Annotated in this window: 23 protein-coding genes, 17 tRNA genes and 1 pseudogene; 28 read left to right on the top strand and 13 right to left on the bottom strand. The window is 70.4% G+C overall.

Annotated features, from left to right (window positions below):
• Positions 1 to 6: 6 nt before the first annotated feature.
• A complete protein-coding gene (locus tag CLT68_RS27130) occupies positions 7 to 1,053 on the bottom strand; it encodes a LacI family DNA-binding transcriptional regulator (protein ID WP_099855157.1) in 1,047 nt (348 codons plus the stop codon).
• 361 nt (positions 1,054 to 1,414) lie between these two features.
• Between CLT68_RS27130 and CLT68_RS27125 the strand changes: the two genes are divergently transcribed.
• Positions 1,415 to 2,776, top strand: coding sequence for a hypothetical protein (locus tag CLT68_RS27125; RefSeq protein WP_099855155.1), 1,362 nt, complete (start codon positions 1,415 to 1,417; stop codon positions 2,774 to 2,776).
• Positions 2,777 to 2,857: 81 nt separating this feature from the next.
• On the opposite strand, the gene CLT68_RS27120 is transcribed toward CLT68_RS27125, so the two are convergent.
• The 5 genes from CLT68_RS27120 to CLT68_RS27100 are packed head-to-tail and all read right to left on the bottom strand — an operon-like array spanning position 2,858 to position 9,535.
• Positions 2,858 to 3,757 carry a hydroxymethylglutaryl-CoA lyase gene (locus CLT68_RS27120; protein ID WP_099855153.1) on the bottom strand — a complete coding sequence of 300 codons (900 nt, stop codon included), beginning with the start codon at positions 3,755 to 3,757 and terminating at the stop codon, positions 2,858 to 2,860.
• Entirely contained in the window at positions 3,754 to 4,380 is a 627-nt protein-coding gene (locus tag CLT68_RS27115) for an isochorismatase family protein (protein WP_088949054.1), read from the bottom strand. Before CLT68_RS27115 ends, CLT68_RS27120 begins: the two co-directional genes overlap by 4 nt.
• Complete coding sequence (locus CLT68_RS27110; RefSeq protein WP_099855151.1) at positions 4,377 to 6,248, bottom strand: hydantoinase B/oxoprolinase family protein; 1,872 nt, start codon at positions 6,246 to 6,248, stop codon at positions 4,377 to 4,379. Before CLT68_RS27110 ends, CLT68_RS27115 begins: the two co-directional genes overlap by 4 nt.
• Before the next feature lie 2 nt (positions 6,249 to 6,250).
• Positions 6,251 to 8,326: a hydantoinase/oxoprolinase family protein gene (locus tag CLT68_RS27105; protein WP_099855149.1), complete on the bottom strand. Its 2,076-nt coding sequence runs from the start codon at positions 8,324 to 8,326 to the stop codon at positions 6,251 to 6,253.
• A gap of 9 nt (positions 8,327 to 8,335) precedes the next feature.
• The gene (locus CLT68_RS27100; RefSeq protein ID WP_099855147.1) at positions 8,336 to 9,535 is read right to left on the bottom strand and encodes a CaiB/BaiF CoA transferase family protein; all 1,200 of its coding nucleotides are present in this window, start codon (positions 9,533 to 9,535) and stop codon (positions 8,336 to 8,338) included.
• Between the two features lie 156 nt (positions 9,536 to 9,691).
• On the opposite strand from CLT68_RS27100, the gene CLT68_RS27095 reads away from it, so the two are divergent.
• Positions 9,692 to 10,429, top strand: coding sequence for a GntR family transcriptional regulator (locus tag CLT68_RS27095; protein WP_143743260.1), 738 nt, complete (start codon positions 9,692 to 9,694; stop codon positions 10,427 to 10,429).
• A gap of 103 nt (positions 10,430 to 10,532) precedes the next feature.
• Here the strand turns inward: CLT68_RS27095 and CLT68_RS27090 are convergent, their stop codons facing one another.
• On the bottom strand, positions 10,533 to 11,204 hold the full coding sequence (locus tag CLT68_RS27090) for a response regulator (RefSeq protein WP_099855143.1): 672 nt from the start codon (positions 11,202 to 11,204) through the stop codon (positions 10,533 to 10,535).
• Entirely contained in the window at positions 11,183 to 12,343 is a 1,161-nt protein-coding gene (locus CLT68_RS27085) for a histidine kinase (protein ID WP_199177158.1), read from the bottom strand. The genes CLT68_RS27090 and CLT68_RS27085 overlap by 22 nt, the downstream gene beginning before the upstream one ends.
• Before the next feature lie 130 nt (positions 12,344 to 12,473).
• Here CLT68_RS27085 and CLT68_RS27080 point away from each other — a divergent pair, with 130 nt between their 5' ends.
• From CLT68_RS27080 to CLT68_RS33465, 3 genes are all read left to right on the top strand, one after another.
• Positions 12,474 to 12,875 (top strand): DUF6069 family protein, encoded by a 402-nt coding sequence (locus CLT68_RS27080; RefSeq protein ID WP_099855141.1) that lies wholly within the window; start codon positions 12,474 to 12,476, stop codon positions 12,873 to 12,875.
• A complete protein-coding gene (locus CLT68_RS27075) occupies positions 12,872 to 13,348 on the top strand; it encodes a hypothetical protein (RefSeq protein WP_099855139.1) in 477 nt (158 codons plus the stop codon). The genes CLT68_RS27080 and CLT68_RS27075 overlap by 4 nt, the downstream gene beginning before the upstream one ends.
• 95 nt (positions 13,349 to 13,443) lie before the next feature.
• Positions 13,444 to 13,620 carry a hypothetical protein gene (locus tag CLT68_RS33465; protein WP_199177157.1) on the top strand — a complete coding sequence of 59 codons (177 nt, stop codon included), beginning with the start codon at positions 13,444 to 13,446 and terminating at the stop codon, positions 13,618 to 13,620.
• A 220-nt stretch (positions 13,621 to 13,840) separates the two neighbouring features.
• On the opposite strand, the gene CLT68_RS27070 is transcribed toward CLT68_RS33465, so the two are convergent.
• A complete protein-coding gene (locus CLT68_RS27070) occupies positions 13,841 to 14,353 on the bottom strand; it encodes a hypothetical protein (RefSeq protein WP_143743259.1) in 513 nt (170 codons plus the stop codon).
• 345 nt (positions 14,354 to 14,698) lie between these two features.
• Here CLT68_RS27070 and CLT68_RS27065 point away from each other — a divergent pair, with 345 nt between their 5' ends.
• A complete protein-coding gene (locus CLT68_RS27065; RefSeq protein WP_099855130.1) occupies positions 14,699 to 15,472 on the top strand; it encodes a hypothetical protein in 774 nt (257 codons plus the stop codon).
• Positions 15,473 to 15,591: 119 nt separating this feature from the next.
• Here the strand turns inward: CLT68_RS27065 and CLT68_RS27060 are convergent, their stop codons facing one another.
• The 4 genes from CLT68_RS27060 to CLT68_RS27045 all read right to left on the bottom strand — a co-directional run bounded on the left by CLT68_RS27060 (position 15,592) and on the right by CLT68_RS27045 (position 20,803).
• Positions 15,592 to 18,063 carry an FtsX-like permease family protein gene (locus tag CLT68_RS27060; RefSeq protein ID WP_099855128.1) on the bottom strand — a complete coding sequence of 824 codons (2,472 nt, stop codon included), beginning with the start codon at positions 18,061 to 18,063 and terminating at the stop codon, positions 15,592 to 15,594.
• On the bottom strand, positions 18,060 to 18,821 hold the full coding sequence (locus CLT68_RS27055) for an ABC transporter ATP-binding protein (protein ID WP_099855126.1): 762 nt from the start codon (positions 18,819 to 18,821) through the stop codon (positions 18,060 to 18,062). Before CLT68_RS27055 ends, CLT68_RS27060 begins: the two co-directional genes overlap by 4 nt.
• Before the next feature lie 111 nt (positions 18,822 to 18,932).
• Entirely contained in the window at positions 18,933 to 19,589 is a 657-nt protein-coding gene (locus CLT68_RS27050; protein ID WP_099855124.1) for a response regulator transcription factor, read from the bottom strand.
• Positions 19,577 to 20,803 carry a sensor histidine kinase gene (locus CLT68_RS27045; RefSeq protein ID WP_099855122.1) on the bottom strand — a complete coding sequence of 409 codons (1,227 nt, stop codon included), beginning with the start codon at positions 20,801 to 20,803 and terminating at the stop codon, positions 19,577 to 19,579. Before CLT68_RS27045 ends, CLT68_RS27050 begins: the two co-directional genes overlap by 13 nt.
• Positions 20,804 to 20,971: 168 nt before the next feature.
• Here CLT68_RS27045 and CLT68_RS27040 point away from each other — a divergent pair, with 168 nt between their 5' ends.
• The 22 genes and pseudogenes from CLT68_RS27040 (at position 20,972) to CLT68_RS26955 (ending at position 25,384) form a co-directional block, all read left to right on the top strand.
• A complete protein-coding gene (locus CLT68_RS27040; protein WP_088949025.1) occupies positions 20,972 to 21,202 on the top strand; it encodes a hypothetical protein in 231 nt (76 codons plus the stop codon).
• A gap of 29 nt (positions 21,203 to 21,231) precedes the next feature.
• A complete protein-coding gene (locus CLT68_RS27035) occupies positions 21,232 to 22,083 on the top strand; it encodes an ATP-grasp domain-containing protein (RefSeq protein WP_099855120.1) in 852 nt (283 codons plus the stop codon).
• 129 nt (positions 22,084 to 22,212) lie between these two features.
• Positions 22,213 to 22,944 (top strand): hypothetical protein, encoded by a 732-nt coding sequence (locus CLT68_RS27030; protein WP_486482337.1) that lies wholly within the window; start codon positions 22,213 to 22,215, stop codon positions 22,942 to 22,944.
• Between the two features lie 179 nt (positions 22,945 to 23,123).
• Positions 23,124 to 23,255, top strand: coding sequence for a hypothetical protein (locus CLT68_RS33980; protein WP_396681210.1), 132 nt, complete (start codon positions 23,124 to 23,126; stop codon positions 23,253 to 23,255).
• Between the two features lie 72 nt (positions 23,256 to 23,327).
• A tRNA-Trp gene (locus CLT68_RS27025) sits at positions 23,328 to 23,400 on the top strand.
• Between the two features lie 110 nt (positions 23,401 to 23,510).
• Positions 23,511 to 23,586 (top strand) — tRNA-Pro (locus tag CLT68_RS32940).
• A 1-nt stretch (position 23,587) separates the two neighbouring features.
• Positions 23,588 to 23,660: transfer RNA gene (locus CLT68_RS27020), tRNA-Ala, on the top strand.
• A 117-nt stretch (positions 23,661 to 23,777) separates the two neighbouring features.
• A tRNA-Glu gene (locus tag CLT68_RS27015) sits at positions 23,778 to 23,851 on the top strand.
• 17 nt (positions 23,852 to 23,868) lie between these two features.
• Positions 23,869 to 23,941: transfer RNA gene (locus CLT68_RS32935), tRNA-Gly, on the top strand.
• 7 nt (positions 23,942 to 23,948) lie between these two features.
• Positions 23,949 to 24,025, top strand: a tRNA-Gln gene (locus CLT68_RS27010).
• A gap of 92 nt (positions 24,026 to 24,117) precedes the next feature.
• A tRNA-Leu gene (locus tag CLT68_RS27005) sits at positions 24,118 to 24,192 on the top strand.
• A gap of 71 nt (positions 24,193 to 24,263) precedes the next feature.
• Positions 24,264 to 24,434 (top strand): annotated as a pseudogene (locus CLT68_RS27000) (HNH endonuclease); the annotation flags it as partial.
• 46 nt (positions 24,435 to 24,480) lie between these two features.
• A tRNA-Gln gene (locus tag CLT68_RS26995) sits at positions 24,481 to 24,555 on the top strand.
• A gap of 78 nt (positions 24,556 to 24,633) precedes the next feature.
• Positions 24,634 to 24,709: transfer RNA gene (locus CLT68_RS26990), tRNA-Leu, on the top strand.
• 1 nt (position 24,710) lies between these two features.
• A tRNA-Arg gene (locus CLT68_RS26985) sits at positions 24,711 to 24,787 on the top strand.
• A 1-nt stretch (position 24,788) separates the two neighbouring features.
• Positions 24,789 to 24,862, top strand: a tRNA-Thr gene (locus CLT68_RS32930).
• A gap of 5 nt (positions 24,863 to 24,867) precedes the next feature.
• A tRNA-Met gene (locus CLT68_RS26980) sits at positions 24,868 to 24,941 on the top strand.
• 10 nt (positions 24,942 to 24,951) lie between these two features.
• Positions 24,952 to 25,034: transfer RNA gene (locus CLT68_RS26975), tRNA-Leu, on the top strand.
• A gap of 11 nt (positions 25,035 to 25,045) precedes the next feature.
• Positions 25,046 to 25,118, top strand: a tRNA-Ala gene (locus tag CLT68_RS26970).
• A gap of 25 nt (positions 25,119 to 25,143) precedes the next feature.
• Positions 25,144 to 25,216: transfer RNA gene (locus tag CLT68_RS26965), tRNA-Asp, on the top strand.
• 5 nt (positions 25,217 to 25,221) lie between these two features.
• A tRNA-Ser gene (locus tag CLT68_RS26960) sits at positions 25,222 to 25,311 on the top strand.
• A gap of 1 nt (position 25,312) precedes the next feature.
• Positions 25,313 to 25,384: transfer RNA gene (locus CLT68_RS26955), tRNA-Ile, on the top strand.
• Position 25,385 lies beyond the last annotated feature (1 nt).

Genomic DNA, 25,385 nt, shown 5'->3' with positions numbered 1-25,385 from the left:
GACCGCTCAGCGCCGGTCAACCGCCGGATCAGGGGTGCCGAGAGTGATGCCCTCGACGAGTTCGCAGGGGAGAAGTCGCTGCTGGACGCCGTCCGCGCTGCCGTCGATGACGCCCGTCAGCACCTCGACCGACTGCCGGCCCATCTCCTCGCGGGGGATGCGGAATCCGGTGAACGTGATGTCGGTGGGGACCGCGACCGTCGGGTCGCCGAGGGTCACGATCGACAGGTCGCCGGGCACGGTCAGGCCGCGCCGACGGGCTGCCGACTCCAGCGCGACCGCCGTGGCGAAGTCCTCGACGAAGACGACGGTGGTCCCGTCGGCCAGCAGGGTCTCGATGGTGGCGTCGGCCTCGCTGGCCAGCGCCGACATCTGCCCCGCGCTCTCCGCGGTCGCCGCGGTGGCATGAAACCCACGGCGCCGGTCCTCGGAGGATTCCGCGGTGGTGCCCATGTTCAGGTACATCAGTCGGCGGTGACCGCGCCGCAGCGCCACCTCGACGAGTTGGGCCACCGCCGAGGCGTAGTCGGCGCCAACGTAGGGGACCGGGCCGCCGGCGTCGTCGCGGCGCCCGACGGCGACATACGGATATCCATCGCGGTTGAGCCGGTGCAGCTCCGCGCCGTCGATCTCGCGTCCGAGCAGGATGCACCCGTCGGCCAGACGTAGCCGGTTGTCCTGGTGGAAGATTCGTCGCCGGCCGTCCACCACCGGCGCGCTGGTGAACAGCAGCAGGTCGCAGCCGAACCGTTCGGCGTAGTCCTCGATGCCGAGCAGGAACGGGTGGAAGAAGTCCCGGCTGCCGCTGGGGAACGCGGGCTCGTACGTGAAGACGCCGATGATCCGGTTGTACCGCGAGGCGAGGCGGCGGGCCACGGGGTCGGCGGCGTACCCGGTCTCGGCGATGACCCGCAACACCCGGTCCCGGGTCTCCGGTGCGATGCGGACCTCGGCGTCGGTCCGATTGTTGAGCACCAGCGACACGGTCGCCTGACTGACACCGGCCATCCGCGCGATGTCACGCTGGGTGACGCGTCGAGGGGGAGCGGTCACGTCGGGTCCTTCCGGTGGGGCTAATGCGTATTAGCCTCGGCGTTGGGAAGGAGCTTGGTGGGTGGGCCGACATGTGTCAAGGGGTGTCCGCAACATTTCGTGGAGATGAACCCCCTGGACTAATGCGCATTAGCGACCGGGTTCCCGATCGGCTGGCGGTGGCGCGGGCGGACCGGGCGGGCGGCGAGCCGGCTCTTGACAGAAACGCGGTCGAGCGCGCAGCATTCAAGAAACATAGATGCTAATACGTATTAGCTCGGTGATGCCAGAGGTGTCCGCCGAGCGGTGTCCCCTGTGTTCTTACTCAGCGTCACTCCGCACCGCTCGTGCCGACGAGCTGACCGACCGAAGAGGAAGCCGCATGACGAGACCATCCGCCCCGTCGTCCCGACGTGCTGTCCTGGCGGCCGCCAGTGCCGGCCTGCTCGTCGCCGCCGTGGCCGGCGCCCGGCCAGCAGCCGCCGACGCCGCGCTCGACTTCCCCCAGTTCACCTACCAGGGCACCGCGTTCGACAAGGGCACCCTCGCCTACAACCCGACGAACGAGTTCATCTTCCCGAGCGTCATCCGGGCTGCCGACTACTTTCCCAACCCGCTCGGCACCTACTACCTGTACTACGCACCGCACGAGCGTCCCGGCGGGATCGCCCTCGCGTACTCCGACTCGATCAACGGTCCGTGGACCGAATACGTCGCCAACCCCCTGATCGGCAACACCTGGCTGCCGTACTACTCGACGGTCAGCCACATCTCCTCGCCGCACGCGGTGTGGATCGAGGGCGAGGGCAAGCTCTTCCTCTACTTCCACGGCGAGAACTCCATCACCCGGTACGCGACCTCCGACGACGGCATCCACTTCAGCTACGGCGGTACGGCGGTCAGCCGGGACGACACGACCGGCGGCGAGACCTCGTACGCCCGGGTGTTCGAGCAGTCCGTGCCCCGCCTGGGCACCCGGTACCTGATGCTCTTCATGGACAACCCGACCGCTGCGCTGCCGGGACCGACCGGGCCAGTGTCGCGGCGGATCCGTTGGGCGGTCTCCAACGACGCGCGGACCTGGGCCATGCAGCCGGAACCGATCGTGACTCCGCAGGGCATCGAAGGCCCGAACGCCTCTGGACCGTTCTTCCTGCGCTGGGACGACCGCAACCTGGTGATCTACCACGCCGCCGACGGCAACATGCACGCGGTGGACGTCGGGCAGGACTTCGACCAGGAGATCCACCTCGGCGTCGTGCACGACTCGATGTCCGCCGCGCCCGACCTCGGCCGTTCGGCCGCGCCGACGTTCTACTTCGACGGGCGTACCGCGCACATGTACTACGAAGCCGGCGGCCGGCTCACCGCGACCATCGGACACGCCACCGCAACCCTGGCGAACCCACTACCCGTACGGCAGCTCGATTGTGTGCCGGACCGACCGGTCCTGTGGCCGCCCAACCACAAGCTGGTCGACGTCAACGTCACCGTGGATCTGCACGACGGGGTGCTCGGCCCGAACGCGTTCACCCTGGCCAGCGTGACCGGGGGTGACGCCGCGGACGTCAGCGGATTCGCCATTGGCGCGCCGGACACGAGCGGCAGGCTACGGGCCGAACGAGCCGGCAACGCGGGGGACCGGGTGTACCACCTCACGTACACCGGTCATGACGAGATCGGACGGCCGGTCGGCTGCACCGTCGCCGTCACCGTCCCACACGACCAGGGCGGCAACCGGTAGGTCGTCGCCGGCAGTGCGCCCCACCACCTGGTGGGGCGCACTGGCGGGCGTGTGACAGTTTGCCCAGCGTCCGGGCCGGGCTCAGGCGGGAAAACCGCCCGCCCGGAGCAGAGCGCCGGGGAGTTGCTTCCCGAGTTTCCGTTGCAGCCAGGAGACGGCCGAGGTGAGTTCCTCCAGATTCAGACCGGTGGGCCGCCCCATCCGGTCGAAGAGGTAGACGAGATCCTCGGTGGCGACGTTTCCGGTCGCCGCAGGTGCGAACGGGCAACCGCCTGTTCCGCCGATGCTGGCGTCGAGGGTGGTGACGCCCGCCTGGACTGCCGCGACCGCGTTGGCCACCCCGGTGTGCCGAGTGTCGTGCAGGTGCAGCCGCAGCGGTGTGCGGGACTGCGTGATCTCCCGGGCGAGCGTCAGCCGTTCGGTGACGTCGGAGGGTACGGCCACTCCGATGGTGTCGGCGAGGGCCAGTTCGTCCGGACCCACGTCCCGCACCCGGGCGAGCACCTCCCGCAGCCGGTTGGGCGGGACCTCGCCTTCGAACGGGCATCCGAACGAGGCACCCACTGTCACCGTCGTGAACACCCCTGCCTCGCGAGCCGCCTCCACCAGCACCGCGGCCGTGTCACAGGCTTGGGCGGTGGTCATGCCCTGGTTGCGGCAGCAAAAGGTGTCGGTGGCCACGACGACGACGTTGATCTCGTCGACGCCCGCGGCCAGGGCTCGGTCCAGGCCGCGGCGGTTCATCACCAGGCCCGCGTATCGGACGCCGTCGTGGCGGGGGAGCGCGGCCATCAGCTCGTCCGCGTCCGCCATCTGCGGAACGCGGGCGGGGTTGACGAAGCTGGTCACCTCCACTCGCCGGGCTCCCGCGCGTACCGCCCGCCCGGTGAGTTCCACCTTGTCGGCGGTGGTGAGTAGCGTCGCCTCGTTCTGCAGGCCGTCACGGGGCGAGACCTCGACGATGTCGACCATGACTGTCATCGCTCCTCCGACAGGTACGCGACGGCCCTGGCCTCGCTGATCACCTCGGCGTACTTGGCTTGCAGGTCGTACAGGCTCGCCTCGTGCGGGCCGGGGGCGCGGTCCGCCACCGCTTCGGAGACCACCAGCGGGACGAGGCCGTGCTGGATCGCGTCCACCGCCGTGGCACGGACACAACCGCTCGTGCTCACGCCGACCAGCACGACGGTGTCAATGCGCTCCGCCCGCAGGGTGGAGGCCAGCGACGTGCCGAAGAAGGCGCTGGCGTACTGCTTGACCAGCACCAGTTCATCCTCGGCGGGGGAGACCTGCGGCATCAGCTCACCCATCGCGCCACCGCCGGAGAAGAGCTGCTGAAGGGCGGTGACCTTCCGGACGAACAAGCCTCCGTCGACACCGCCGGGCCCGTACGCGACGCGGGTGTGCAGCACGGGAACCCGGTGGTCGCGGGCTGCGGCGATGACCCGGCCAGCCGACTGCAGGCAGTCCGCGGACGGCAGGCACAGTGGGCTGGCCGGGTCGAAGTAGGCCCGCATCAGGTCGATGACGAGCACCGCGGGACGGGCGCCGGGCAGGAGCGCGCCCCCGAATCCGTTGTCGCTGCTGTCCGGCACGGGGCTCATCGGGCGACAGGTGGCCGAGGAGCAGGAAGACCGGTCTCCTCCAGGCACCGGTCCAGGATGGTTTCCATCGGCGGTCCCATGTCGAACGTGGGCAGTGGGTCCGGACGTCCCTGGCGCAGCTCGGCCCGTACCTCCTCGGTGGCCGCGACGTCGACGATGCCGGCCTCGTCGCAGACCACGCCGAAGCGGCGGGCCCCCGTGGGGCTGACCAGGCCCCGGCGGACCTCGAGGCCGACGAGTTCCGGGTCGCGGGCGAGCGGGTCGCCCCACCCGCCGCCACCCCAGGTGACGAAGTGCAGCACATCCCCGGGAGCTACGGGCACGTCGTGCACCTTGCTGCCCAGGATCTCGGTGCCGCCGTCGGCGCGTTCGAGCCACTTGCGGCCGCGCGCACCGGGCTCGCCACCGTTGACCCCCCACGGATAGGTGAGCCAGCGGTCGTCGTGGATCGCGATCGTGCCGGCCTCCAGGAACCGGTAGGCCACGTCGACGCCGTTCCCGCCGCGATGGAGTCCGGCGCCACCCGTGTCCGCGATGGTCTCCCAGCGTTCGATCCGCAGCGGATAGTAGGACTCCAGGTACTCGCACGGGATGTTGACGAACGACGGCCACAGCGAGTGGCCGTCCGGGCCGTCGCCCACCGGCCGGCCGGGAACCCCGCCGAATCCGATCGAGTACAGCTGGAACCACTCGCCCTTGCGCTCACCCGGCCCGTAGGTGCCCGAATACATGAAGTGCGGCGATGACGAGAAGCCTGCGGCGTTGAGCAGCCCGGGGTTCGTCTGACCGAGCAGGCCGCCGAACAGGTCGAAGACGCGACCGATCCCGTGGTTACGCGCGTTGAGGGCGGCAGGATACTTGGGCTTCCAGAACGAGTCGTCGGGGATCGTGACGTCGACCAGCGGGTAGAAGCCGTCGTTCCAGAGGATCTGCGGGTCGGCAACGGTGATCATGTAGATGCCGAAGAACATCCGGACGAGGTTCTCGTTGATGTAGTAGTTGATCGGACCCTGCGCCTGCGGGCTGCTGCCGGTGAAGTCCAGCAGCACCTTGTCACCGGTGCGGGTCAGGCTGAGCTTGAGCTCGTAGGGGCCGTAGCCGAGGCCGTCGTCGCAGATGTAGTCGGTGAACGACAGCGTCTCGCCCTCCTTGAAGACCGCTCCGAGCAGGACCTTCATCGCCCGGTAGTTGCGGTCCAGGAGCTGGTCGAGCGCGGAGTTGTAGGTGTCGACCCCGAACCGGGCGCACATCTCCTGGACCCGACGGGAAGCGGTCTGACACGCCGCGACGATGCCGTTGAGGTCGGCGCGGTTCCAGTCGGGCTTCCGCACCTGGTTGAGGATGATCCGCAGGGGGTCCTCGGCGAGCACGCCCTTGCGGTACAGCTTGAAGGGCGGGATCACCACGCCCTCCTCGAAGATGGTGCGGGCATCGGTCGGCATCGACGCCGGTGTCTTGCCGCCGACGTCGGACATGTGCCCGAACATCGCCGCCCAACCCACGATGCGGCCCTCGAAGAAGATGGGCAGCACCACGAGCCAGTCGTTGGCGTGGCTGATCGCCGCACCGCAGGAGTAGGGGTCCGACGTCAGCAGGACGTCGCCCTCCTCGATGTCGCCATCGAAGTTTTCCAGGAAGTCGGGGATGGACAGCCCGAACTGTCCCACCATCATCTTGCCGTCCGGGTTGGCGATCAGCGGAAACTCGTCGTGCTGTTCACGGATCCCCGGCGACAGCGCGGTCCGGAAGAGCACCTCGTCCATCTCGTAGCGGGCGTTGCGCAGCCCGTTCTCGATCAGGTCGATGGTGACCAGGTCGACATCCACGGAGCGAAGCGGTCCGGTAGCGGTCTCGATGAGGCGTGCCATGGTCAGTTCTCCCGGTGGGTGTCGGCGGGGCGGATGAGGAGGCTGCCGCTCGGGTGCACCGCAGCCGTGTGCCCGGGCAGCACGAGGGTGGTGGAGTCCATCTCGGTGATGATCGCCGGACCGGGTACGACGTTGCCCGCTCGCAGCAGGGCCCGGTCGTAGATGCCGGCTTCCACTTCCGCGCCCTCGACCCAGATGCGGTGGTGGGCCCGCATCGCGGGGCTCGGGTCCGCGTCACCATGCTCCAGCTCGGGCGCGGCGACCTGGGGCCGGGGACCGTGAGCGGTGGCCCGGACGGTCACCAGCTCGTGTTCGGCATCGAGAACGAAGGAGAACAGCCGCTGGTGATCGGCGTCGAACGCCGACCGCAGGGCGGCCAGCCCACCACCGGCCCCGTCGAAGGCGTCGATGTCGACTGCCACCGGGATCTCGAAACCCTGTCCGTGGTAGCGCAGGTCGGCGGAGTAGACGACGTGCTGCTCATCCTGGGGGACGCCCTGATCGCTGAGCGTGGAGCACGCCTTGCTCGCGAGTTCGGTGAGCACCCCGCGAAGGCTCTCGTCGGTCATCTCGTTGAAGCGGCGCACCAACGTCCGTACGGACTCGTCGCGCAGATTGGTCGTCGCGTCGCCGTAGGCGCACAGCACTCCCGGCGACGGCGGAATGATCACCGGCCAGGCCCCGGTCAGTCTGCCGAGAGCGTTGGCGTGCAACGGGCCGGCGCCGCCGAAGGCCACCAGCGCGTAGTCGCGCGGGTCGAAGCCCTGCTGCACCGACACCAGCCGCAACGCCCCGAACATGTTCTCGTTGACGATGTCGATGATGCCCGCGGCGGCGGCCTCGACCGACTCCAGCCCGGTGGCGTCGGCGATCGACTTCACCGCCGCTCGTGCCGCCGCACGGTCCAGCGTGATCTCGCCACCGGCCAGTTCGGTGGGCAGGTAGCCGAGCACCACGTTCGCGTCGGTCACCGTCGGTTGCTCACCGCCCGCCGCGTACGCGGCAGGACCGGGTGCGGCGCCGGCCGACTGCGGCCCTACCCGGAGCGCCTGGGTCAACGGCGGTACGTGGGCGATGGATCCGCCGCCGGCACCCACGGTTCGTACGTCGACGGAGGTGGCGCGGACCTTGAGGTCCCCGACCGTGGTCTCCCGACCCACCCGCGGCGTGAGCCCCTGAACCAGGGCGACGTCGGTGGAGGTGCCGCCCATGTCGAAGGTCAGGAAGTCCGGGTAGCCGGCCTGCTCCGCCACCCAGGTCGCGCCGGTAACCCCGCCGGCAGGGCCGGACAGCAGCAGGTTCACCGGGTTGTCCGCGGCGACGGCCGCGGAGACCAGACCACCGTCGCTGCGCAGGATGCACAGCCGGCCGTCCACCCCGGACTCGCGCAGCTGCGCCTCAAGGTTGGCCACGTAGCGCGCCACCTGCGGCTGGACGGTCGCGTTCGCGACGGTGGTGATGGTCCGCTCGTACTCGCGAAGCTCCGGCAACACCGAGGACGACACCGACACAGGTACGCCCGGAAGCTCCTCTGCGGACAGCTCGGCCACCCGGCGCTCGTGCTGCGGGTTGGCGTAAGAGTTGATCAGGCTGACGCTCAACGCCTCGATGCCCTGCGCGCGGAGCTTGCGCAGCTTCGTACGGACGTCAGCCTCGTCGAGTTCGGTCACCACCGCGCCGTCGGCGCCGATCCTGCCGACGACCTCCACGGTGTCCTCCAGCGCCGCCAGCGGCTCCGGCTTCGGCCAGATGATCCAGCCGGCCAGGCCACCTGGCACGAAGGAACGGGCGATCTGGAGCACCTGCCGGAAGCCGTCGGTGGTGACCAGCCCAACCCGGGCGCCCTTGCCCTCGAGGATCGCGTTCGTGGCGACCGTGGTGCCGTGGAACACCTCAGTGATGTCCGACATGGGCACGCCGGCGGCCTCGCAGGCCCGCTCTATGCCACGCAGCACCCCGATGGACTGGTCCTCCGGCGTGGAGGAGGTCTTGGCCCGGTAGGTCTCTCCGGTCGCCTCGTCGATCAGCAGGATGTCGGTGAACGTTCCCCCCACGTCCACACCGAGTCGGTAGGTCATGGTTCCTCCTCAGATGACGCCGGCAGAACGCAGCGACGCCATCGCGTCGTCGCCGAGCCCCAGCAGGTCGCGATAGATGTCCTCGTTGTGTTCACCGAGCTCGGGGCCGACGTGCCGGACCCGGCCCGGGCTGTCAGAGAGCTTGGGTACGACGTTGTGCATGGCGAACTCCCCGAGACCGGGGTGGGTCAGCCGGACGATCGCCTCCCGCGAGGCGAAGTGCGGGTCCTCGAGCATGTCCCGGGCCCTGAAGATGCGGCCTGCCGGAACGCCCTGGGCGTGCAGCCGTTCGAGCAGATCGTCAGCCGCGAGCGTCGAGCTCCATTCGGCGACCAGGCCGTCCAGCTGCTCCATCCACCGGCCTCGGGCGCCGTGGGTGGCGTACTTCTCGTCAGTGGCCAACTCCACCCGTCCCATCGCCTCGGCGAGCCGGCGGAAGACCGTGTCCTGGTTCGCCGCGATCAGCACCATCTCGCCGTCGGCCGTCGGGTAGACGTTGCTCGGGGACACGTTCGGAAGAGTCGTTCCGGTCCGCTCCCGCTGGTAGCCGGCGATCTGGTACTCGGGGATGAGTGACTCCATCATCGCCAGCACGGCCTCGTAGATGGCCGAGTCCACCACCTGGCCTCGACCGGTGCGTCCGCGCTGGTGCAGCGCCACCAGGGTGCCCAGGCAGGCGAACGTTGCCGCCAGCGAATCTCCCAGAGAGACGCCGGCCCGGGCCGGAGGACGATCGGGGTCGCCGGTCACGTACCGAATTCCGCCCATCGCCTCGCCGATCGATCCGTATCCGGCACGTGACGAGTACGGGCCCGTCTGCCCGAAGCCGGTCACCCGGGTGACGATCAGGCCGGGGTTGATCTCCCACAGCCGCTCCGGGGCCAACCCCCAGCGCTCCAACGTGCCGGGCCGGAAGTTCTCGATCAACACGTCTGCCCGCGCGATGAGCTGGCGTACCAGATCCTGCCCCTCTTCGGCCCGCAGGTTCGCGGTCACGGACTTCTTGTTCCGCGCCACCACCGGCCACCAGAGCGACTTGCCGTACGGCTTCTCGCGCCCCCACTGCCGCATGGGGTCGCCCTGACCCGGGTCCTCGACCTTGATCACCTCGGCGCCGAAGTCACCCAGGAGCTGACCGCAGAACGGCCCCGCCAGCAGCTGCCCGAGCTCGATCACCCGGATGTCGTCAAGCGGCAGTGGAGTGCTCATGAACCCCTCAATCAGCGTCTCTTTGCATGCAATTCACAGGTCTGTGACTGTCGTTACAGCAGGCTGTGCTGGGAAAGTAGGCCCGTGCCCCTCCGGTGTCAATGCTCTGCAGGAAGATTGCATACAACCTGCCGTGTTGCTACGGTGCCGAGCATCATGAGTGACCACACGCCACCGCGGGAAGCCGACAACGGCCACGCCGCCGACGACGCCTATCGGCTGATCCGGGAACAGATCCTGTCCGGGCAACGGTCGGCCGGCGCGTGGCTCCGCGAGGGCGAGTTGGCCGAGTCGTTCGGGGTGAGTCGCACGCCCGTCCGGGAGGCGCTCAGACGGCTGACCGCGGAGGGACTGGTCCGCCACGAACGCAACCGTGGCGTGCAGGTCCAGGCGTGGAGCATCCACGATCTCGATGAGATCTTCAGCCTGCGGGCCGTGCTTGAGCCGTGGGGCTGTCGACTGGCGGCGACCACGGGCACCATCGACGTGGATGCGCTCGACGCGCTGGCCCACCGGATGGACGAGGTGGCGCCAGACGGGCGACCGACCGATGTGGACGAGCTCACCGAGCTGAACAACCGGTTCCACCGGATGATCCTTGAGGCGTCCGACAACAGCCGACTGGCCGGCGTCGTCTCATCGGTGATCCAGGTGCCGCTCGTCTGGCGTACCTTCTCCCGCTACAGCCCGGACGCGCTGCGCCGTAGCCTCGCTCACCATCACGAACTGGTGGCGGCCCTGGCCGCGCCCGACCCCGACTGGGCGGAGTCGGTCATGCGCAGCCACGTACGCGCGGCATGGCATTCCATCCGGCTGCGAGACGGCGGCGACCGGGCGTCTGGCCCGGAACTGCCGGACCAGGTCAGCGCAACCGCAGGTCAACCGCCACTCTGATCATGGGGTCGGGTTCAGCGATCGCGCGAATGGGCCGGGACCAGACGCGGATTCTGCTCACCATCGCGCCCGACCGCGTCCGCGCAATGGCCTGGCCTCCTGCTCAGGCGAGCCGGCCGTCATGGGCGAGCAGGGCGATCTGGGTGCGGTTGTCGAGGTCCAGCTTGGTCAGGATGTGCGAGACGTGGGCCTTCACTGTGGTCACGTTCATCAGCAGCTCGGTGGCGATCTCGGCGTTGGAGCGTCCCTGCGCGATGGCCCGTACGACGTCACGTTCCCGGGGCGTGAGCAGGGCCAGCCGGCCACGCGCGTGCTCGTAGGACTCGGCGCCGGACGCGACCCGCTGCATGAGACGGCGCGTGACGCCCGGCGACAGCATCGGACTGCCGGCGGCGACGGCGCGGACCGCCTGGCTGATCTGCTCCGGCGGGGTGTCCTTGAGTAGGAAGCCGCTGGCCCCGGCCCGTAGCGCCCGCACCACATGCTCGTCGGTGTCGAACGTGGTGAGCACGATGATCTCTGGCGGCCGGGGGCGGCGGCGCAGGCGTTCGGTGGCGGTGATGCCGTTGACGCCGGGCATCCGGATGTCCATCAGCACCACGTCCGGCATGTGCCGGTCCACCGCGGTGATCGCCGCAGCGCCGTCGGCGGCCTCGCCCACGACGACGATCCCGTCAGCGCCGTCCAGCATCATCGTCAGCATTCCCCGCACCAGAGGGTCGTCGTCGACGATGACGACCCGGACCAGGCCCGTCACCTCGACCACGGCAGCCATGCGGTGAGGTGGAACCGACCCGAGGCGTCGATGTGGTGGGTGACGCGGCCACCGGTGAGGGCGGCCCGTTCGGCGAGACCGATCAGGCCCGCGCCGTCGTGCCCGGTGGCACCGCTGTCGGGTGTGGTCGGGTTGCTCACCGTGATGCTCAGGCCGGAGTCGGGCGCCCCGCCGAGGGCGAGTCGGACCGGCTGCCCGGCGGCGTGCTTGCGGGCGTTGGTCAGCGCCTCCTGCGCGATCCGGTAGGCGGTGCGGCCGACCGTCGGGGGGACCTCGACCGGCGGGCCGAGGGGGTCGTCGACCTCGATGTGCTGCCCGGCGGCCCGGGCCTCCTCGACCAGGCGCGGCAGATCGGCGAGGGTCTGACCGGGCGGTGTGTCCCCCGGCGCCTCGGCGTCGTCACTGCGCAGCAGCGTGATGACCTCGCGCAGCTCGTCGAGGGCGTGGTGCGCGCTGGCGCGGATCACCCCGGCGGCGGCGCTGAGCCGCTCGGGTGGCGCGTCCGGCCGGTACTCCATCGCGCCGGCGGCCGCTGCCAGCAGCGACAGCCGGTGAGCCAGCACGTCGTGCATCTCCCGCGCGATCCGGCCGCGCTCGGCCGCCCGGGCCTCGACGACCCGGCGTTCCTGCTCCTGCTCCGCCCGCCAGGCCCGGTCCCGCAGTGCCGCCAGCAGGGCATGTCGAGCCCGCGCCCAGGTGCCCCAGCCCAGCAGGGCAGCGTACGCGGCCGTCATCAGCACCAGCCGCCACCCGTACGGCAGGCTGGGTATCGGCCGCCACACCGCCTGCACGGCCTCGCCCGCCACACCGACCGCCGCCACCACCACGGCCTGCCGGAACGGCCGGTTGCGGGCGGTGAACAGCACCGCGAAGCTCGCCACCGGGGTGGCCACCGGCGACAGTGCCACCAGCAGGCCCGCCAGCACACCAGCGACCTCCGGGCGGCGGACGACCGCCGGGACGAGGGCCAGGGCGGCCACCGCCAGCGCGACATCGGCGCGGACCAGGGCGGTCGGCCCGGAGCGGGTGGCGGACCACAGCACGGTCGCGATGAGCACGCCCATCGCCACGGTCGCCGCTCCCACCGGGACGGAACGCCACGTCCGCGGCGGGTCCACGTCGCACGTCGCCGCATCCACCAGCGCAGGCTAATGGGCTCGCGGAGGGCAGGGCCACCTCCTTTGGTAGTACGCCGCGTCGCCGACGGGTGTACGCGCCGCGGCGTCGGGACCGACGTGCCCGACCCGGGCCGGTCCACAGACTCGGGGCATGACGAACAACCTCTTCCTGCGCCGAGCCGCGGTGGCGGCCGGTGCGATCCTGGTGGCAACGGCGGAGTTCGCGATCCTGCACTCGGCGGCCGGCGTCGACCTGGCGGCCGGCACCCCGGACGCGACCCGGCAGATCACGTTGGCCGCGGTCGTGGTGGCCGCCGCCGTCGCGGCACTGCTCGGCTGGGCGATACTCGCGGTGCTGGAACACCTCACCAACCGGGCGCGCGTCTGGTGGACCTCGGTCGCGGTCGCGGTCCTGCTGCTGTCACTGCTGGTCGGGCCGCCGAGCGGCGTCGGCGGGGGAGCGAAGGCGGCGCTCGCGCTGCTGCACCTGAGCGTCGGCGTCGTCCTCATCCTCGGCCTGCCCCGGCCGCGTCGGGAAGGGCTGAACCGATGACCGCGCTGACCGTACGCAAGCAGCTCGGCGCCTTCGTCCTCGACTCCGGTGCGTGGCCGCGCGCCTGGCTGCGTACCACCGGCTGGACCTGGCGATGCGGCGAGATCCGAACCGCCGCGGGCCTCTGGACGGTCGAGCCGACCGACCGTCGGCGCATCGGGGTCACAGCGCGGGCCGAGCACGGCGCCGCGGTGCGGCTCGACCCGCGCCGGTCACACGTGCCGGGGCCGGGCGGGGTGACGCGCTGGGCGCCCGGTCGCTGCGGCGGTGAGCTGGTCCGCGACGGGCATCTGCTCGCGGTGCGCCTCCCCGGCCGGGCGGGCGGGCCAATCCGCGTCGAGGTCACCGGCGAGTGGGCCGAGCTCGATCTGGTGGCGCTCACCGCCTGCTTCGCGCTGCTGACCCGGCGGCGGCAGCGCGCCCTGGTCATGATGGCGGTCATCAGCACCGCCGGTGGCGGCCCCACAGGTTGACACGAGTGTGTCCGGCCCCGCATGTCCGACGTTCGGCGGGGCGTGGCCCTTCGGTCCCACGAGCGGCAGCCCCGCATGTGACGGATACTCGCTGGATGACTGGACCGGACCTCGACCCCGAACAGTATCCGCCCATCGACCCGCGTGAACCCGCACCGGACGACGCCGGCGAGCTGCTGCCGGACACACCCGACGAACTGCCGCAGGCCCCTGTCGAACCGATGCCGGATGACGGCGGCGGCGACGACGGCGGTGTGCGCGAGCCGGCGTAGGCGGTGACAATCCGGGCCGTCCGAGCCCGGATTGTCAAACGGATCCCACACCGCCGAACCTGACCGCCCGCCTCCCCGTCCCAGCCGAGAAGCAGCGGGCGAGCAGCCGGAGTCCCTCAGGCAGCCGTTCCGTCTCGATGGGGCCGTAGCCGAGGATCAGTCCACGAATCGGCGGTGACCGTGCGGGTGACGGTCACCGCCGATTGCGTGGTCGAACCGGTCAGGCGGCCGAGCAGGCGGCGTCCAGCTCCTTGATGGCGGCTTCCAGGGCCTTCTTGCTGGGCTTGGCGTCGGCGGACTTGTTGTGCGCGTCGCTCAGGCCCATCATCTCGTTCTGGATTTTCTCCGAGGCGGCGGTGACTGCCTCGTTGGCACCCATCGAGTGCGCCAGGATCGCGACCGAGCCGGCGGCCCACTGGGCACTGACCGCGAAGTGCCCGGCTGGCGGGCCGATCTTTTCAGCCTTGGTGACCTTGGCTGCGTTGTCCTTGATGTCCTTCTTGATGTCGGCGCAGGCCTTCACTGTGGCAGCGCCGTTGGCGGCGGTGCTGGCCGCGGTCGTGGCCGCACCGCCGGTCGGGGCGGCGCTCGAGGCCGCCGGGGACGGCGAGGTTGCGGTGCCCTCAGATTTGGGCTGCGGATCGCAGCCGGACACTGCGATCGCCGCCGCAACGGCCAAGCCAGTCAGGACGAGTCGAGTTCGGTTCATCGATGTTTCCCCCATGATCTTCATGTTCCGCGGACGCTACCAGCCCCGGTCGAACGGGTGGGGTCACTTATTGGGCCGAGGAGCGCTGGGTCTGAAGCTGGATGCGAGGCGCGTCGTGACAGTGGACGACGGGTGCCGGGCAGGCCCGGAGTCACCTGCTCCGGGCCCGGGTGCCGTCGCGGCCGGTCGGACCCGGTCCACCATGGTCCACCGGACGCTTGCCGGCTCCTGGTGGTAATCCACTGCCGGCCGACCGAAGCCAACCCCCTCGCATATAATGACGTTCATCAATGCTGCCGGGGTTGATGCGGCGGTGTTCCTGCTGGCCCGGCCCCTGTGGTGGGGCACCAGCCGTCCTGGAGGATGACGATGCGCAGTTTTCTCGCGGTGTTCGGCGCCGCCCTGATTCTCGGTGCCGCCGTCGGCAGCGTTCCGGCCGGCGCATCGGGGGCCTCTCCGCCCTCGTGCCGCAACGGCCTGCTCTTCTGTGAGGACTTCGAGCGACTGCCTCCCGGAGGGACCAGCACGTTGAACTGGGGCGTCGACACCCGCCACGGCACGCTCACCGTCGAACGTGCCCGTCGTGGCAACCATGTGCTGCACATCCACACTGTTGACAACGGACGCGCCTTCCTGCGCGTCGACGACTTCGCCGCGCCGGGCAACCGCTTCTACGGACGGATGCGTCTGCGCGTCGACGCCTTCCCCACGGCCCCGGACTGGGCGCACTTCACGCTGGTGGAAGCAACCGGCACCGGCAGCGCGGAGGTCGTCCGTCCAGTCGGTGGCCAGTACGCGCCCACGGTCCCCGGAACCTTCTGGGGGGTCGGCGCCGACGGCGGTCCGACCGGCGACTGGACCAACTGGCGGGAGTCCGCCCCGGTCGCTGAGGACACCTGGCAGTGCTTCGAGTGGGAGATGGACGCCGCGGACAACCGCGTCGCGGTGTGGATCGATGGCGTGGCGAACCCGGAGCTGACGGCCTCCACGAGTGACCACGGTGGCAACGATGTTCCCTTCGTCCTGCCGACGGTCGATACGGTGAAGATCGGCTGGCAGCTTTACCAGGGCGGCACGACACCGGGGGAGTTCGACCTCTGGATTGACGACATCGCCCTTTCGAGCAAGCGGCTCGGCTGCTGATCCGGAGCCCGGGTGGCCCGGAGGCTCTCGACACATGTGGTCGTGACGACAGTTCCGACCGTGCCGCCTCAGCGACGTACGCGGAGGCGGCACGGTCGTCCATGTTCGAGCCGCGACGTCTACTCCTTCACACCGATGTTGTCGATCGGAGGAGCGCTGAGCAGGCGGCGGACGGGCCACACGGTGGTTGCCAACGCCAGCAGTGTGGTGCCGCCGAGCACCGCCACCCAACCGAGCGGCGGGACGTACGGGATCGGGCTGCCGGTCAGTCCGTTGACGATCGCGCTCAGGGTCAGCGCCGCGATCGTCGCGCCGATCAGCACCGCGCTGCCGAGGAGCCCGGCCTGTTCGGCCTGGACCATCCGTCGAATCTGACGGCGGGTGACCCCGACCAGTTGCAGCAACGCCAACTCGCGGCGGCGGGCCAGCGCCGCCATCACCATCGTGGTGGCCGCCGCCAGCGCCGCGTAGCCCACCATCACGCCGATCAGCAGCCGGTTGAGCCAGGCACCGAGCGCCAGGTCGGTGCTGATCAGGCGCGTACGGGTGGCGGCGTCGAGAACCTCGGTGCCTGGTCGCCCAGCCGACCAGGTGGCCAATGCGGTGTCGGCCTCCGGGCCGGCGCTGACCAGGATCTCGTCGTTGGTATTCCCGGCCGTGTGCCCGGCGACCGTCTCGGCAGCCAGCGTGACGTCGCCGAATCCGAGGCCACGGTCGTAGACCGCGATGACGTCCAACGTGACAGGGGTGCCGTCGCCCAGCCAGAGTTTCGCCTGATCGCCGACGTCCCAGCCGGAGGAGGACGCCTGCGTCGCGGACAGGGCGACAGTGCCCGCGCGCAGGTCGGCCAGGTTGCCCTCGCGCACGGCGAGGTCCATCGTCGCCGTGATGCCCGCCGGGTCGACCGACTGCGCGCTGACCGGCTCGATTCCGTCGAGCGCCCGCACCACCACCTGCGTACGGTGCACACCGGTGGCCGCCTGCACCCCGGCCAACTCGCGGATCTCCCGCGCCGCGTCCGCCGGCAGCCCACCCGGAGCGACAAGCACCCGGTCGGCGAGGGTTCCCGCGCTGCTCTGCGTGGTGGTCTGCCGTTCCAGGTTGGTCTGCAGGAACCAGACCGAGCCGCCGAACCCCACGGACAGCACGAGGGCGGTCAGGACGGTTGCCATGCCCTGCGCGTTGGCCCGCAGATTGGCCGCAGCCAGATAGCCGCTGACCCGCCACATCCGCGGCAACAACGGTGTGAGCAGGCGTGCCGCGTACGCGTTGATCCTCGGTGCGAGCAGCGCTACCGCGATGACGAACAGGTACAGCATGCCGACCGCGCCGGCCAGTGCCCCGGTCGACCCGGCGGCACCGAGCGTGAACGCCCCGGAGGTGCCGGCCGCCGCCAGCGTCAGCACGCCGGCGACCAGCCGCACCCGGCCGCTACGACGAGGCTCGACAGCGATCTCGCCGAGCGCCTCGATCGGCTTGATCCCGGTCACCCGGCGTGCGGCGACCAAAGCGGCGAGCACCGCCACGAGGACCGCCGTACCGATCGCGGCCGGCACCGCGAACAGGCCGCCGACCATCGGGAAGCTTTCCGGCACGAACCCCCGCCCGACCAGCTCGCCGTGCACCCAGCGGGCCGCCAGCAGGCCGGCCGGGCCGCCGAGCGCAGAGCCGATCAGGGCGAGCAGCGCGGCCTCGGCGATCAGCATGCGGCGCACCTGCCCCGGCGTGGCCGCGACCGCGCGCAGTAACGCCAGGTCACGTCGACGGTGCCGGACGGACAGCCCGATGGTGCCGGCCACCACGAAGACGATCAGCAGGACGACGTACCCCCCGAAAGCCGATCCGGCGCTGACCAGCAACGTCTGGGCGGCCTGGTTCTCCGACTGCTCGACGTTCCCACGGTCTTTCCCGCGGTACGTCGTGGCGCCGGCCGCCGATGCGATCTCGCGTACGGCGCCGACGTCGGCGCCGGGCACCATCCGCACGCCGATCGCATCCACCCGGCCCGGGTGGGCGGACAACCGGGCGGCCTGCGCGTCGGTGAAGAACACCGCCGTCGAACCGGTCTCGGCGGTTCCGCTCACCCGGTACGACCGGCCGACCCCGCCGACGACCAGGTCGATGCGGTCGCCCGGCGCCACGCCGAGACGGGTGTCGACAAGCACTTCGTCGTCGTTCCGTGGCGCGGCACCCGCGGCGATGGGACGACCGGTGAAGGCGTACGTGTCCCAGCCGTGTCCCGTCGCAGCGGGCGAGCCGATCGGCACCCCTTCGTCGCCGGTGACGGCCGCGACGCCCGGCACCTGGCGGATCCGGTCCACCAGCGCCGCGTCCACAGTGCCGCCCTCGGGCAGCATGACGGTGCTCGTGGTGGTCTCGCCGTCGAACTCCCTGAACGTGTGACTGACCGTGCGGTTGGCGACGACCACGTCGGCCGCGGCCCAGAGCCGTGGCTCCGGGCGGAACCGCAACCCGGACTCGACGAGGGTGCCCATCGCCACCAGGATCAGCACGCCGACGATCAGGGCCAGCAGGGTCGCGGCGGCGGGGCCGGCCCGGTGCCGCAGCAGGCGGGCGGCGAGCCCGATCATCGGAGGACCCGCCGATCCAGCGATGCCAGGTGCTCGGCGATACGGGCGGCTCCGAGCTGCGGAAGATCGGCGACGATCGCACCGTCGGCCAACACGAGCACGCGGTCCGCGTACGACGCGGCGATCGGATCGTGGGTCACCATCACCACCGTCAGCCCGTGTTCGTCCACGACCGCGCGAAGCAGCGTCAGCACCTCCGCCGCGGTCCGCGAGTCGAGCGCGCCGGTGGGCTCGTCACAGAAGATCACCTCGGGGCGGGTGGCCAGCGCCCGGGCGATCGCCACCCGCTGCTGCTGGCCACCGGAGAGCGCGGCCGGCCGGTGGTGCAGTCGGTCGGCGAGGCCGACCCGCTCGACCACCTGGGTCAGCCAGGCCCGGTCCGGACGGACGCCGGCCAGGCGCAGGGGCAGCACGATGTTCTCCTCGACGGTGAGCGCGCCGATCAGGTTGAAAGCCTGGAAGACAAACCCGATCCGGGTACGACGCAGCTCGGTCAGGCGGGTCTCGGACAGCCCTGACAGCTCGGTGCCGCCGATGACCACCCGACCGGAGGTGGGCCGGTCGAGCCCGGCCGCGGTCTGCAGCAGCGTGCTCTTGCCGGAGCCCGAGGGCCCCATCACCGCGGTGAAGGTGCCCCTGTCGAAGCCGACATCGATGCCCGCAAGCGCAGTCACCTGGTTACGGCCGGCGCCGTACACGCGGGTGAGTTGTTCGACGCGTACCGCCGGTTCGATTGTCTGTCCCGGATAGTCCGGCATTCTGGTGGCCTCTCTCCGTGTCATCGGCAAGAACTGCGCGCACCAGAAACGCTATTGACGTGCGAGAACGGCGACCATCCCGCGGGCTGCCAGGTCCGGGTACAGCAGGCGCTACCGCCGACCGCCGTCCAGGTAGCGCAGCACCGCGGTGACCCGGCGGTCGGCCTGGTCGTCCGGTGGAAGCTGAAGCTTCGAGAAGATGCTGCGGATGTGCTTGTGCACCGCGCCGTCGGTGACGAACAGCCGCTCGGCGATCGCGCTGTTGCCGAGCCCTTCGGCCATCAGCCCCAGCACCTCACGCTCACGCGGCGACAGCTCGCTCAGCGCCGTGTCCGTCCGGCGGTTGCGGGCGAGCAACTGCGCCACCACCTCCGGGTCGATCACGCTGCCGCCGTTCGCGACGCGGTGCAGCGCGGCGAGGAACTCCTCGACCCGGCCCACCCGCTCCTTCAACAGGTAACCGAGCCCGACCGCGCCGACCGAGAACAGGTCGGTGGCGAACGCCTGCTCCACGTACGCCGACAGGACCAGCACCGCGAGGCCGGGGCGGCGCCGCCGAGCCTCCACCGCGGCCACGATGCCCTCGTCGGTGTGGGTCGGCGGCATCCGTACGTCCACGATCGCGACGTCCGGCGCATGTTCGTCGACGGCGACCAGGAACTCGCCCGGAGTGCCGGCCGTGGCGACCACGTCCAGATCCTCCGCCCGCAGCAGCAGAGCCAACCCCTCACGCAACAGCGGGTCGTCCTCGGCGATCACGATCCGCATGGCAGCTCCACGTCCATTCTCGTCGGCCCTCCCGGAGGGCTCGTCAGCGTCATCCGGCCGTCGTACGCCTCGACCCGCCGGCGGATACCGGTGAGCCCTGAGCCACGTGTCTCGTCCGCGTCGCCGTGCCCGTCGTCCTCAATGCACACCAGCAGCCGGCCGCGCTCGCGGCGCACGGCCACGTCCACCCGGCTCGCACCGCTGTGCCGGACGACGTTGGTCAGCGCCTCGGCCACCACGAAGTACGCGGTGGCCTCGACCGAGGCCGCGCACCGCACAGCCACGTCCACCTCAAGTCGGCAGGGCACCACGCAGCTGCCGGCCAGGCCCGCCAGCGCGCCGGCGAGACCCCGGTCGTCCAGCACGGGCGGCAGGATCCCGCGCACCACCGTACGCAGCTCACCGAGTGCCTGTTCCGCGGCGTCCTGTGCCTGCCCGAGGATCTCGTCGGCGCGCTCCGGATTGCGGCGCACGGCCCGCCGCGCGGCACCCAGCAACACGTTGACCGCGACCAACCGGTTCTGGGTGCCGTCGTGCAGCGACCGCTCGATCCGGCGCAGTTCGACAGCGTGGGCGTCGAGCGCCGCGGCGCGGGTGGCGGTCAGCTCGGCCACCCGCAGCGACAGGTCGACACCCGGCGGCGGAGGCAGCAGCAACCGGCCCGGCCACGCCTGGAGACGGGCCAGGACCGGGCTGAACCAGATCGCGGCGGCCAGCGAGCCGACCCCGAGCAACCCGACCGCGAGTGCCTCGGACAATCCGTCGATGCGCCACCAGACGATCCCCGGCGCGCCGGCGTCGGCAGGGATCAGCTGGTACCACAGCGGGAACGTGACGTACTGCACGGCAGAGAGTGGCAGCGCGAGGCCGACAAGCCCGGTCGCCAGGCCGATGAGCGAGGAAAGCCCGACCCAGCCCAGCTCCCGGCGTACGAAGGGATCGCGCGCCGCCGTCCGCAACCCGGCCGGCACCGGCCCCGGCGTGGGGACCGGCTCGCCCCAGCGGGACAGCCGGGCCCGCTCGCGGTCGCTCACCCAGCGCACCGCCCGCAACGCACCGGGCGCCGCCAGCAGCCCCACCCCGAGCAGGCAGGTCACCGCCACGATCACCGCCCAGAGCAGCGCGCCCAGCGCCAGCGTGGCGGTGCCCAGCCCTCCGACCAGGTGCTCCAGAGCGTCGACCGAGGCGCGAACCCGGCCTCGCACGTACGCCATCGACCCACCTCCCCCGCCAACATAGGCCACCACGGGCCGCGCCCGGCAACGCTCGGCGCGGAAGGTACAGCCTGCTGTACCACCATCGTCGAGCTGGCGGGATCGTCCCCGCCACACCCCGCGCCTAGCGTTGACGGCATCGAGGAACGTTCGCTCAAGGAGGCAGTCATGACCGATCCGTACCGCATCACCGACGCCCCGGTCGCCGCACCAAAGAAGCCGGGCGGCCTGCTACGCCCGCTGCTGTGGCTGGTGCTCTTCATCAGCGCTGCGGCCAACGTGGTGCTGTCGACCGCGGCGGACAACCCGTGGATCAGCTCGGCTTTCGGCCTGGTGGCGGTGCTCTGCGCGGTCACGCTGCTCGTCCACCACCGCCGTAACCGCACGCGAGAGTCGTAGGCCATGGACGCTTGGGGCATGATGCAGGCGTGATCTTGTTGGTGCCCGCGGACCCTCTTCGGCCGCGCCACCCGGACGAGCACTTCGCCGCGGAGGCGCGGGCTGCACGTGCTGCCGGGATGGATGTGGCGGTGGTCGACCACGACGTGTTGGCACGGGGCGGAGACGTGCGCCGCGCGGTCGCCTCGGTCTCGCGCAGCGGTCCGGCTGTGTACCGCGGCTGGATGCTACGTAGCGAGCAGTACGCCGTGTTCGCTGAGACGCTCGCTGAGCGTGGTGTGGTGCTGCGGACCGGTGCTGAGCAGTACCAGCGGGCGCATGAGCTGCCTGGCTGGTATGCAGCTCTGGCTCCCGTGACCCCGCCGTCGGTGTGGACCACGGGCTCCGAGCGGGCGGACTTCGACCGCGCGCGTGCCGAGCTTGGCGCGGGACCAGCGGTGCTGCGTGACTACAGCAAGTCGATGAAGCACTACTGGGACGCGGCCGCGTTCATCCCCGACCTTGAGGACGGCGCGGCCGCGTGGGGCGTGGCGTCGCGGTTTCTGGAACTGCGCGACGACGACTTCGTGGGCGGGCTCGTGCTGCGGCGCTTCGAGCGGTTCGCCTCGACCGAGGTGCGCACGTGGTGGATCGATGGCGCGTGCGTTCTGATCGGAGCGCATCCCGACAGCCCGAACGACTCGGCGCCGGCCGAGGTCGACCTGGCCCCGGTCGCACCGTTGATCGGCGGGCTCGGCCTTCCTTTCGTCACCGTGGACCTCGCTCTGCGCGCGGACGGCGTGTGGCGGGTCATCGAACTCGGCGACGGGCAGGTCAGCGACCGACCAATCACCATCGAACCTCAAACGATGATCGAGGTCCTGCTTGCCCAGGCCCGCTGATCGGCGACACTGTCCGCCGGTGGGCCGACGTAGAAGCCTGCCACGCTCGGCAAGCGAACTGGCAGCGCATCGACGACTCCGAGCTCGACTCCGTCGAGCGGAGCGCGGTTCTCGCCGTCTACTCCGCCCATGCTCGGCCTGGCCGCTCAGGAGCACACTCTGCACTGCATGAAATGCGGCGCCAGTCTCGAGCATCCCGGCCAAGGCCACACGTGCCGGTCCTCGACACCGCCGCCCGCCCCTCGGACAGCAGGTTGGGACGTCGCGACCTGGTTCGTCGTCGGGTTCGCCATCCTCTTTGCGCTGGCCGCGATCGCCGCGGCCGTCCTCGGCAGCATCCCGAGCGCCCGGGCCCGGCCGCTGTCCCCGTCCGGCACCGGCGCAGCGGTCGGTTTCGTCCTGGCCAACCTGACCCTGTTCGTCGCCATCATCGGCCTGGCTGTCAGCGGGCTGATCTGGGGACGCGGCACGCGCCAGCTCGCCGAGGCGCACGGCTCATCGGGCCGCTCGTACAGCCGCCACTGGGGCATGCGCGTCTTCCCCGCCTGCGTCGTCTGCAGTGCGGCAATCGCCTGGCTGGCCACCGACCGAGCCGCCCCTGCCGTCCTGTTCGGCCAAGCGGCCCTGCGCACCCTCGGAGCCGCCGCACTGATCGGGGGCGTGCTGCACAGCCGGAAGCGGGTCCTGCGGCTGATCGCCCACGTCAACAGAGTCGTCGCCGGACACTACTCGCCGGTCGCCAGGCAGGACCCGGCGTGGCCGCTGTCGCCCACTCCGACCAGCGACGACTGGAACGCCGGCCAATGGGACCCGGATGTGCTGCGCGACATCGAAGCCCGCCGTCACCGCGACAGAACCTGATCTTGAGGTGCGGCCGGCCTCCAGCATGCCGACCGCTACGGCAGGGCAACATCAAACCGGGGATCGTCTGAGCCCGCCAGGCTTCGAAGCCGGTCCGTCGGAATATCCATTGCCATCCGATCGGCACAACGCTTACCTTGAATGAGCAAGGCCGTCCCGACCAACCCAAGGAGTTCCCCGTGTTGCAGTACGCCTACACCGAAACCACGCGGCTCATGCCGCGCGGCGGTGACGTGCTGCCCTCGATTGCGCGAGCCCACGATCTGTGCGCGAGTGAGCAGAACTGGAAGCCGGGGTGGCGGCGCGAATAGCGCCAGCGCAAGCTGCGAAGCCGCCCACCCCGACAGGGACAGGGCGGCTTTCTCGTTACTGAACAACTTCATAGGGGCGTAGCTCAACTGGTAGAGCACCGGTCTCCAAAACCGAAGGTCGCAGGTTCGAGTCCTGCCGCCCCTGCTTTTCGTCCCGGCTGCGGCCGGCGGCGTTGCAGATTCTCAACTTCACAGTGGATGGCATGAGCAAAACCCCGGCCGGCGCCTGCGCGGGGCCGGCCGGGGGCATTACCTCCGGGACGAGGGAGACGGCTGACCCGCTCGCTTTGGGAGCGAGAGACACGGGGTTCGACACCCCGGTCCCGGACCATGGGGTTGTAGCTCAGCTGGGAGAGCGCCGGTTCGGCAGACCGGAGGTCGAGGGTTCGAGTCCCTTCTTCTCCACGCATCCATGCCTCCTGGCGTAACTGGTGGCGCACGGGAGCGAAGTCCCCGAGGGCTCCGGGGGAGGGCACGTTGGCGGCGATCGTGGGCTGCGACCGCGATTCCCGCCGGCTCCATGGGCCGTTGGAGCAAGCTGGCAGCTCACCTGGTTCTCAGCCAGGAGGTTACGGGTTCGAGCCCCGTACGGCCTGCGCAAGCAAAATGCCGTGCGGTCGTGGTGAACTTGGCGGACACGTCGGTCTTCCAAACCGAAGAAGCGGGGTCGGTGCCCGCCGACCGCTCAACCATTCCGGGGTGCTCTGCTGGCAAGGGCGACGGGACTTTGGATCCCGGTACAAACGCAGGTTCGATTCCTGCTCCCGGAGCAACACTCGACCAGCGGGAAAAGTCGCCGCTGGGGTTGCAGATCCGGAACTCGACTGCCCCCAGTGGACGATGCCGCAACCTGCGGAAGCCTGCCCCGGTAGCCCAACTGGTAGGAGGCGGCGCACTCAAACTGCGCACAGTGCGGGTTCGAATCCCGCTCGGGGCACTCAGCAGGTCGCCGGTTCGACTCCGGCCGGCGGCTCCAAGCACCACCGCCCACGAGAGAAGGAGGGCCCGGTGGACGCCGTTCTCGTCCTCAACGCCGACCTGGGACCGCTGCACCCGGTCCCGATCAAACACGCGATCCGGATGCTCATGCGCCAGGTCACCGAGATCCACGAAGCCGAGCCCGACCGGCTCATCGGCGTCTTCCCGATACCCAAGGTCCTGCGCCTCGTCCGACACGTGCAGCGCTGATCACCGGCCGGCGAGTCCGCGGCTCGCCGGCCACGATTCCCGGGTCGTCTATTCGGTAAGACACCGCACTCTGGATGCGGGGAGCTGGGTTCGAATCCTGGCCTGGGAGCCACGGCAGGGCGCGTAAGCGGGTCGGCACAGGGTGCACCCATCGGCGCCGGCGAACCGGAAGGGACCCTGCCGCGAACATGCCCTCGTAGCCCAATGGAAGAGGCGCGGTCGTGAGGCGGCCGTAGTTGCACGTTCGACTCGTGTCGAGGGCACCAAGCCGGCGTAGCTCACCGGGCCAGAGCACCGACCTTCTAACTCGGAGGCAGCCGGTTCGAGTGCGGCCGCCGGCTCCACGCCAGCGAAGCTCACCAGGGCAGAGCGGGCCCCTCGTAAGGGCGAGGATGCGGGTCCGCCTGCCGTCGCTGGCTCTCTCGCCGACGTAGCTCAGGTGGTCAGAGCGCTCCGCTCATAACGGAGAGGCCCCCGGTTCGACACCGGGCGTCGGCACGCACATCACGCGCTCGTGGTGGAACCTGGTAGACACGCACGGCTCAGACCCGTGTGCCGAAAGGCATGGGAGTTCGACTCTCCCCGAGCGCACGCAACACCATGGGGACGTGGCCCAGTTGGTAGGGCATCTGTTTCGCACTCAGAAGGTCAGGGGTTCGACTCCCCTCGTCTCCACTCCCCCGGCCTCGGCCGGGACCATGCTGGCGTGGCCAAGCGGCTAAGGCACCTCGTTGTCAGCGAGGGGATCGCGGGTTCGAGTCCCGTCGTCAGCGCGCATGAAGGGTTGGCCGAGTCTGGTCGATGGCGCCGCGTTGCTAGCGCGGAGCGGGTCACACCGCCGGGGGTTCGAATCCCTCACCCTTCGCCAAGCCGTCGTAGCTCAGCGGTTAGAGCACCGAGCTGATAACTCGGGGCCGGAGGTTCGATTCCTCCCGTCGGCAC

Source organism: Micromonospora sp. CNZ299 (genome assembly GCF_002754415.1).
The sequence above is the reverse complement of the archived record's forward strand: the minus strand, read 5'-3'. Positions and strand labels throughout refer to the sequence as shown.

What these genes read in the sequence shown, in the direction of transcription:
- CLT68_RS27105 (WP_099855149.1), bottom strand. Translation starts at nt 8,326, where the DNA reads ATGACCTACCGACTCGGTGTGGACGTGGGGGGAACGTTCACCGACATC.
- CLT68_RS27095 (WP_143743260.1), top strand. Translation starts at nt 9,692, where the DNA reads ATGAGTGACCACACGCCACCGCGGGAAGCCGACAACGGCCACGCCGCC.
- CLT68_RS27120 (WP_099855153.1), bottom strand. Translation starts at nt 3,757, where the DNA reads ATGACAGTCATGGTCGACATCGTCGAGGTCTCGCCCCGTGACGGCCTG.
- CLT68_RS27115 (WP_088949054.1), bottom strand. Translation starts at nt 4,380, where the DNA reads ATGAGCCCCGTGCCGGACAGCAGCGACAACGGATTCGGGGGCGCGCTC.
- CLT68_RS27090 (WP_099855143.1), bottom strand. Translation starts at nt 11,204, where the DNA reads ATGGCTGCCGTGGTCGAGGTGACGGGCCTGGTCCGGGTCGTCATCGTC.
- CLT68_RS27065 (WP_099855130.1), top strand. Translation starts at nt 14,699, where the DNA reads ATGCGCAGTTTTCTCGCGGTGTTCGGCGCCGCCCTGATTCTCGGTGCC.
- CLT68_RS27075 (WP_099855139.1), top strand. Translation starts at nt 12,872, where the DNA reads ATGACCGCGCTGACCGTACGCAAGCAGCTCGGCGCCTTCGTCCTCGAC.
- CLT68_RS27055 (WP_099855126.1), bottom strand. Translation starts at nt 18,821, where the DNA reads ATGCCGGACTATCCGGGACAGACAATCGAACCGGCGGTACGCGTCGAA.
- CLT68_RS27040 (WP_088949025.1), top strand. Translation starts at nt 20,972, where the DNA reads ATGACCGATCCGTACCGCATCACCGACGCCCCGGTCGCCGCACCAAAG.
- CLT68_RS27100 (WP_099855147.1), bottom strand. Translation starts at nt 9,535, where the DNA reads ATGAGCACTCCACTGCCGCTTGACGACATCCGGGTGATCGAGCTCGGG.
- CLT68_RS27045 (WP_099855122.1), bottom strand. Translation starts at nt 20,803, where the DNA reads ATGGCGTACGTGCGAGGCCGGGTTCGCGCCTCGGTCGACGCTCTGGAG.
- CLT68_RS27080 (WP_099855141.1), top strand. Translation starts at nt 12,474, where the DNA reads ATGACGAACAACCTCTTCCTGCGCCGAGCCGCGGTGGCGGCCGGTGCG.
- CLT68_RS27060 (WP_099855128.1), bottom strand. Translation starts at nt 18,063, where the DNA reads ATGATCGGGCTCGCCGCCCGCCTGCTGCGGCACCGGGCCGGCCCCGCC.
- CLT68_RS27070 (WP_143743259.1), bottom strand. Translation starts at nt 14,353, where the DNA reads ATGAAGATCATGGGGGAAACATCGATGAACCGAACTCGACTCGTCCTG.
- CLT68_RS27125 (WP_099855155.1), top strand. Translation starts at nt 1,415, where the DNA reads ATGACGAGACCATCCGCCCCGTCGTCCCGACGTGCTGTCCTGGCGGCC.
- CLT68_RS27030 (WP_486482337.1), top strand. Translation starts at nt 22,213, where the DNA reads ATGCTCGGCCTGGCCGCTCAGGAGCACACTCTGCACTGCATGAAATGC.
- CLT68_RS27110 (WP_099855151.1), bottom strand. Translation starts at nt 6,248, where the DNA reads ATGGCACGCCTCATCGAGACCGCTACCGGACCGCTTCGCTCCGTGGAT.
- CLT68_RS27050 (WP_099855124.1), bottom strand. Translation starts at nt 19,589, where the DNA reads ATGCGGATCGTGATCGCCGAGGACGACCCGCTGTTGCGTGAGGGGTTG.
- CLT68_RS33465 (WP_199177157.1), top strand. Translation starts at nt 13,444, where the DNA reads ATGACTGGACCGGACCTCGACCCCGAACAGTATCCGCCCATCGACCCG.